Annotated in this window: 5 protein-coding genes and 1 riboswitch; of the genes, 2 read left to right on the top strand and 3 right to left on the bottom strand. The window is 34.3% G+C overall.

Annotation, left to right across the window (positions count from 1 at the left end; all coding sequences use genetic code 11):
* The first annotated feature begins 183 nt into the window (after positions 1–183).
* Positions 184–690, top strand: a complete 507-nt coding sequence (locus HU235_RS03930) for an acyl-CoA thioesterase (RefSeq protein ID WP_095301990.1) — start codon at positions 184–186, stop codon at positions 688–690.
* Between the two features lie 160 nt (positions 691–850).
* Here the strand turns inward: HU235_RS03930 and katA are convergent, their stop codons facing one another.
* Together katA and HU235_RS03920 are read right to left on the bottom strand one after the other, a co-directional pair.
* Positions 851–2,305: a catalase KatA gene (gene katA / locus HU235_RS03925; RefSeq protein WP_095301989.1), complete on the bottom strand. Its 1,455-nt coding sequence runs from the start codon at positions 2,303–2,305 to the stop codon at positions 851–853.
* A gap of 349 nt (positions 2,306–2,654) precedes the next feature.
* Positions 2,655–4,073 (bottom strand): NAD-dependent succinate-semialdehyde dehydrogenase, encoded by a 1,419-nt coding sequence (locus HU235_RS03920; protein ID WP_174879390.1) that lies wholly within the window; start codon positions 4,071–4,073, stop codon positions 2,655–2,657.
* A 164-nt stretch (positions 4,074–4,237) separates the two neighbouring features.
* Here HU235_RS03920 and HU235_RS03915 point away from each other — a divergent pair, with 164 nt between their 5' ends.
* Positions 4,238–4,399 (top strand): hypothetical protein, encoded by a 162-nt coding sequence (locus HU235_RS03915; RefSeq protein WP_174879389.1) that lies wholly within the window; start codon positions 4,238–4,240, stop codon positions 4,397–4,399.
* A gap of 387 nt (positions 4,400–4,786) precedes the next feature.
* Here the strand turns inward: HU235_RS03915 and metE are convergent, their stop codons facing one another.
* Positions 4,787–7,072, bottom strand: a complete 2,286-nt coding sequence (metE, locus tag HU235_RS03910) for a 5-methyltetrahydropteroyltriglutamate--homocysteine S-methyltransferase (protein ID WP_174879388.1) — start codon at positions 7,070–7,072, stop codon at positions 4,787–4,789.
* A 151-nt stretch (positions 7,073–7,223) separates the two neighbouring features.
* Positions 7,224–7,421, bottom strand: a riboswitch (cobalamin riboswitch).
* Between the last annotated feature and the right edge of the window lie 267 nt (positions 7,422–7,688).

Raw genomic sequence — 7,688 nt, 5'->3', positions numbered from 1 at the left:
TTCTATAGGTTTTTCTTCTTACCTTACGATATAATTAGGAAGATGAGTTAACTAAATAATTGACTATACATTGTTAAAAAGCTAATAATAGTAGGGCTAAGAGGGTTTAAAGGGTAACTTTTCCTCACCTATGTCAGTTTAAGTGAAAATCCTATTTGTTAAGAAGGAAGGCGAACGATTTTTATGGTTGAAAGAACAGAAAAGACATGTAAAGAATCACTTGTCATTAAAACTAGTCGTGTATTCCCACTTGATACAAATAACCACAATACATTATTTGGTGGTAAATTAATGAGCTATATTGATGATGTTGCCTCAATTTCAGCCGCAAAACATTCGAGATGTGAAGTAGTTACTGCTTCTACAGATTCAGTAGATTTTCTTATTCCGATTCGTCAAAGTGATTCAGTTAGTTTGGAATCGTACGTCTCATCTGTAGGGCGTTCCTCGATGGAGGTTTTTGTAAAGGTTATTTCTGAGGATTTAAAAACCGGGGAACGAAAGCTTGCTGCCACATCCTTTTTAACTTTCGTTGCCTTAGATAGCAATGGAAAGCCAGTCACTGTTCCGAAAGTAAAACCAGAATCAGATGAGGAAATTATGTTATTTAATACAGCACAGCAACGAATTAATCATCGTAAAGAGCGAAGAGAGCATAGCGCTGCATTTGCAAAGGTCGTTACATTATAATTTAGTACTCTTTTGATAGAAAAAAATTTGTACCCTTAATCAAAAGAACCATAAAAAAAGTATCCGCAAAAACGGATACTTTTTTATTTGAGAAAAAATGAGAATAGTTTGAGAATAAGTCGTGTATTACTATTAAATTAGTTTTCTATACTATTAAAAATTATTTTACTGTTTCAGGTACGGATAATCCTAAACCTTCTGCAATACGTGTTCCAAATTCAGGATCTGCTTTGTAGAAGTGACCAATTTGACGAAGTTTAATTTCATCTTTTTCAACTGGCTTCATTGCTCCTACAATATTATTCACGGTACGAGTACGTTCTTCCTCACTCATTAAACGGTATAAATCTCCCGCTTGTGTATAGTGATCATCACGGTCATAAGGTACACTTTCAGCAACACCTGAAACTGGGAAAGCAGCCTGTTTGTTTTCAGGTGTTTCAACAGCACCACCATAGCTGTTTGGCTCATAATAAACATCTGGATTTTTACCATTTGTCATAGTCATGAATCCATCACGTTGATTATTGTCTACATCAACACGTGGACGATTAATTGGTAATTGATTATGATTTACACCAACGCGGTATCGATGAGCATCTGCGTAAGCAAACAAACGACCTTGTAACATTTTATCAGGTGATACATCTACACCAGGTACAAGTGTTCCAGGTGAGAATGTTGCTTGCTCAACTTCTGCAAAATAGTTTTCCGGGTTACGGTCAAGCACCATTCGACCAACTTCAATTAATGGATAGTCTTTATGAGACCAAGTTTTTGTTACATCGAATGGGTCAAAACGATAAGTATTTGCATCTTCTAATGGCATAATTTGAACATATAATGTCCAAGAAGGGAAATCACCATTTTTGATTGCATTGAATAAATCTTCTGTATGATAATCAGGATTTTCTCCTGCTAATTTCTCAGCAACTGCTGGGTCTAGATTTTTAACACCTTGATCTGTTTTAAAATGATACTTAATCCATACGCCTTCACCTTCAGCATTTGTCCATTTAAATGTATGGCTTCCATATCCATTCATATGGCGAAGTGTTGCAGGAATACCACGGTCTCCCATAAGGTATGTTACTTGGTGTAGAGATTCAGGTGAATGTGACCAGAAATCCCATACAGCATTAGGGTTTTTCAAATGTGTTTGTGGATGGCGTTTTTGAGTATGGATAAAGTCTGGGAATTTAATAGCATCGCGAATAAAGAAAATAGGTGTATTATTCCCAACGATGTCATAATTACCATCTTCTGTATAAAATTTAACAGCAAATCCACGTGGATCACGAACAGTATCAGCAGAACCTAACTCACCTGCAACTGTTGAGAAACGAATAAACATTGGCGTACGTTTACCAACACCATTAAACAGCTTTGCTTTAGTATATTTAGAAACATCATTTGTTACTTCAAAATATCCATGTGCACCAGCACCTTTCGCATGAACAACACGCTCTGGAACACGTTCTCTATTAAAATGCGCTAATTTCTCTAAAAGGTGAACATCCTGTATTAATACTGGACCTCTAGAGCCTGCTGTAATTGAGTTTTGGTTGTCTCCAACTGGAGCACCCCAACTAGTAGTTAATCTGTTATTAGTCATTTTTAAGAATCACCTCATATTTTATTTGAATATAGTATTATAATAACATCTCTCAATTAAAAATCAATACTTTTTTATAATAATTATAATTTAATAGTTAAAATTATGACCAAATAACTTTAATTTATATTAAAACCAAGAGTGAATCAGTTTATTTCTAGCATTCTAGTAATCTTTTTCACATAAATGATCATTAGACTTAGGAGAGCTAAATTCCATATTTCCCCTCATTTTTTTTCATTTATACTCTTTATTTAAAAATAAAAAAATAACTCTCCATTTAAATATCATTTAAAATAATTAAATGAAAATATCTAAAGGAAAGTTATTTTGTTTGTGTTACTATAGTTTATATACCAAGTGATATATATTTCACTTCCAAATACTCTTCAATTCCATGGTACCCACCTTCACGACCTAAACCACTTTGTTTAAAGCCTCCAAATGGTGCTTGTGGTGTTGAAGGTAAACCATCATTTAAACCGATAATCCCGTAATCTAATGCTTCACTTATTCGAATGCCTTTTGAGATACTTTCCGTGAAAATATATGCTGCAAGACCGAAAATAGAATTGTTTGCCCTTTTGATAACTTCTTCTTCACTACTAAATCTTGTAACAGGTGCAACAGGTCCAAATGTTTCTTCCATCATACATAACATATCATCTTCTACATTTGAAAGAACGGTTGGCTCAATAAATAAATCATTTATTACCTTCCCTCCAGTTTCAAGTACCGCACCTTTCCCAACTGCATCTTCAATTTGGTCGATCACTTTCTTAACAGCATGTTTGTCAATTAATGGCCCAATGTCTACCCCTTCCTCTAATCCATTACCGACAACCAATTCACTTACCTTATTTTTAAACTTTTGTAAAAAAGATTCATATACGGAGTCATGAACATATATCCGATTTGCACAAACACACGTTTGTCCAGCATTGCGAAATTTCGCTGCGATTACCTCTGTGACTGCCTTTTCAATATTTGCATCGTCAAGGATAATAACTGGTGCATGTCCCCCTAACTCTAAAGACAATTTTTTAATTGTTTTTGACGCTTTTTGCATAAGAAGTCTTCCCACTTCAGTTGAACCAGTAAAGGTTAGCTTTCGGACCCTTTCATCCTGTAACCAAGCATCTCCGATTTTCTCTGCATTACCAGTCACGATATTTATAACACCTTTAGGAATACCTGCCTTTTCCGCTAATTCGACCAGTTTAATTGCTGTTAATGGCGTCTGCTCTGCAGGTTTAATCATAACTGTACAACCGGCAGCTAAAGCAGGGGCAACCTTTCTAGTAATCATCGCAGCTGGAAAATTCCATGGGGTAATAACCGCTACAACTCCAACTGGTTGTTTTTGAACAAAAAGGCGTTTATTCTGACTAGTGGCAGGAATCAATTCACCGTATATTCGCTTAGCTTCCTCCGCATACCACGATAAGAAACCATTTGCATAACCAATTTCACCTAATGCCTCTTTTAATGGTTTTCCCTGTTCGACTGTCATTGTTTTAGCAAGCTCATCTTGATGCTCATTTATTAAATCGTACCATTGACGAATATATTCGGAACGTTCATATGCTGATAAAGAGGACCATTCTGAAAATGCTCGATAAGCCGAAGCAATTGCATGTTCCGCTTCTTTCTTCCCTGCATTAGGTACAGTTGCAACCACTTCGCTAGTTGCTGGATTAATTACGTCTATTTTTTCAAGGTCTTCCCCTATCCATTGACCATCTATAAAAATATTAAAATGTTTCATGACTTCCTCCTCTTGATACCTTTTCTTCACTTGCTATTTTATAACGTAAATAACTTATCATGATGTTTCAAGAAAAATGCTCTAATCTAAATCCGTTAATAATTTGTCCTTATTAGGTTAAACTATTTTGGAATGTTTACTATCAAATGTTTGGAGGTATTCCAATGTCAAAAAAAGGGCAATTTCAAAATGATGAAAAACAATACCAAATGCCTGATGCACTTCGTCAAAAAAAAGATTCTGTCTATCGAGTTGGTTATACGTCAGGAACAGGTAATGATACTGGTGGAAAAGATGAGCCTGGTAAACCCTCTGATTTACCATAAGGGGATTACTGTCAACTTGACAGTCCCTCTTACTTCTATCATAGTCTCAAAGAATGCGACTCTTTCCTAAACTACATAAATAAATATCAGAGTTGAATGCAACTAGGAAAATCTCCCGTTTCATAATATTATTCGATTTTCTTGCGATAAAACCTTCTATTATAATTTCAAAACAAATTAAAATGGAGAATGTAAATTTGCAAAGTAATGATTAAAACCTATATCCAAGGATCATCTATGAGAGCCCCGTTTGATAGAAATCTCATTATAAAGTGTGTCTAAAAGAAAACCTTAGAGAAAAATATAATCTAGCTCTGAAAAACAGCTAATAAAAAAGCACTGATACCGAAGTATCAGTGCCAAATGGTTACAAATTATATTTTACGCTTAAACAGTCTCTAATGACTGAATTTTTACTCGATACTGATGTGCAGCTTCTACCATTACTTTTAATGCAGCAACTGTTTCAGCTTCTCCACGTGTTTTCAATCCACAATCAGGATTTACCCAAAATGCTCGATAATCAAGAACCTCGAGTGCTCGTTTAATATTTTGCGTTATTTCTTCTATTGTAGGAACCCGCGGACTATGAATATCATATACGCCTAGACCAATACCTTTATTATAATGATGCTCTTCAAAGGAAGTGATGAGCTCTCCATGGCTCCTTGATGTTTCAATAGAAATAACATCGGCATCTAAGGCATCAATCGCATGGATAATATCATCAAAATTCGAATAGCACATATGAGTATGTACCTGTGTATCAGGTTTTACCGAAGAAGTTGCTAGTTTAAAGGCATAAACTGAAGCATTTAAATACGCTTCTGTTTTTTCCTGTTTTAATGGTAAGCCCTCTCGTAATGCTGCTTCATCAACTTGAATCATTGTTATACCGTGCTTCTCTAAAGCTTCAACTTCACTTCGAATTGCTAATGCTACCTGATTCATTACATCAGTCCGACTAATATCATCACGTACAAAGGACCAATTTATAATTGTGACAGGTCCTGTTAACATCCCTTTTACAGGCTTATCTGTTAAGGATTGTGCATAAACAGTTTCTTTAACTGTCATATTCTGTTTACAGTATACATCCCCAAAAATAACAGGCGGTTTCACACATCGGGATCCATATGATTGAACCCATCCATTCTTTGTGATCGCAACTCCTTCAAGCTTTTCCCCAAAAAACTCAACCATATCTGTCCGTTCGAATTCACCATGAACTAGAACATCTAATCCTATTTCTTCTTGAATAGTTATCCATTTTTTAATTTCACTTTGAATATATTGTTCATAGTCCTTATCAGATAGTTCACCTTTTCTCCATTTTAATCTTTGTTTTCTGACTTCCTTTGTTTGCGGAAAGCTTCCTATCGTTGTCGTTGGTAAAAGTGGTAACTTCCACTTCTCTTCATGGATTTGCTTTCGCTTCTCTACAGATATTCGAGAACTTGAATAGTGTTCAAGATTAATTATCGCTTCCTGAATATGCTCAACATTTCGATAAGCAGACTCTTTAAACGAATGAATAACTTTATCATAATTTTCTAAATCATCAATCTGCTGTTTTTCCGTAAAAACATGAGTAAGTAATGCGATTTCATCTAATTTTTCATCTGCAAATGCTAAAACATCTCTTATTTGAGATTCGAGCTGTTGTTCATTTTTCACTGTAACAGGAACATGAAGTAAACTACATGATGGCTGTAAAAACATACGATTTTCACCAATTTTATTTGAAAGTTCCTTTACAAAATCGAATTTATCCACCAATTTAGACTTCCAAATATTTCTCCCATCTATAATCCCCGCAAATAAATATTTTTCATTAGGGAAGCCGTATTTTTCAAGAAGCTTGAGATTTGCGCCTGCATCATGAACAAAATCAAGACCAATTCCCGCTACTGGAAGGTTAATGAGTTCTTTATAGTATTCTGTACTTTCAAAATAAGTTTGAATGATTAGATTCACATCTTGAACATTTTGCGCGAAAGCTGAATATACAAGCTGTAATTCGTTAACAATTTCCTCTTTGACATCCTTCACTAAAATTGGTTCATCAATTTGAATCCATTCAGCTCCGGCACCTCTAAGTTCTGTAAATACTTCAATATATAACGGAATAAGAGATTGTAACAAAGAAGCTCTTTGTTCGTTTGTAAAACCTTTTGAGCATGATAACAAAGTAATCGGCCCTACAATAACTGGCTTCCCATATATACCTAATTCTTCCTTCGCCTCATTGAACAAATGAACAAGTCTATTCTCCATTAATTTTGGTTCCACTTTGGTTAGTTCCGGAACGATGTAATGATAATTCGTGTTAAACCATTTCGTCATTTCAGAAGCAACTTTGCCTTTACTACCTCTTGCAATCTCAAAATAGTTAACTAATGCTAATTTTCCGTTCGTTGTTTTAAAACGTTCAGGAATAAGATTAAACATAACTGCAGTATCTAATACATGATCATAATAACTAAAATCTCCAATAGGAATGAGATCGATTCCTTTATCTTGTTGTTTTTTCAAATGCGATAAACGAATCTGTTTCATTTCTTTCTCAAATTCCTCTTCACTCATTTGTTCGGACCAAAAGAGTTCTAACGTCTTCTTCCATTCCCGATTTTCTCCAATTCTTGGATAACCAATATTTGAACTTTTTATCATATTTCATGTACTCCTCTTCTATGTTTAGTATGAAAATAAAAACCTCTCAAAATGATGAGAGGGATTGATCGTCAAATTCCATAGTTAGCTGGAGTTGAAATATAAAAACTGATTCAACATATGACCATCACTCCTCCCTATTACGCGTAGGTACAAGTGCATTTAATAGGCAGGTCTCCTGACTTAGACTCATCATTTTGTATCCCTTCCCGTTCTCAAATAAATGAGTAACAGTGGTTTGATACAAAATTCCCCATTACAGTGGCGCGACCGTGTCGGATTTACACCGAACTTCCCTTTTAAGTTAAAAGCAACAAACACTTTTAACACCTATTAACTGAACATTATAAAATTTTAAACTTTTCAAACATGGATTTACTTTATATTATTTTTATCCTTTTATCAAGGCTTTTTCTTAATTGAAAAATTACTTTTATATGTTTATAGAAATTAAGCAATTCAACACACAAAATTAGAATGATGAATCTAATTAAATATTTTATATAAATAAATTCATAGTAATTAATTACTATGTACAAAACTTTTTACTAAGACATTTTTCCTGATTATTTCTATACTGTAAAAAATTCCATTTTAGATTGCTATAATGTTATAT

It is taken from the genome of Metabacillus niabensis, from assembly GCF_902829255.1.
GTDB lineage: Bacteria > Bacillota > Bacilli > Bacillales > Bacillaceae > Metabacillus > Metabacillus niabensis.
The sequence above is the reverse complement of the archived record's forward strand: the minus strand, read 5'-3'. Positions and strand labels throughout refer to the sequence as shown.

What these genes read in the sequence shown, in the direction of transcription:
- HU235_RS03930 (WP_095301990.1), top strand. Translation starts at nt 184, where the DNA reads ATGGTTGAAAGAACAGAAAAGACATGTAAAGAATCACTTGTCATTAAA.
- HU235_RS03915 (WP_174879389.1), top strand. Translation starts at nt 4,238, where the DNA reads ATGTCAAAAAAAGGGCAATTTCAAAATGATGAAAAACAATACCAAATG.
- katA (WP_095301989.1), bottom strand. Translation starts at nt 2,305, where the DNA reads ATGACTAATAACAGATTAACTACTAGTTGGGGTGCTCCAGTTGGAGAC.
- HU235_RS03920 (WP_174879390.1), bottom strand. Translation starts at nt 4,073, where the DNA reads ATGAAACATTTTAATATTTTTATAGATGGTCAATGGATAGGGGAAGAC.
- metE (WP_174879388.1), bottom strand. Translation starts at nt 7,072, where the DNA reads ATGATAAAAAGTTCAAATATTGGTTATCCAAGAATTGGAGAAAATCGG.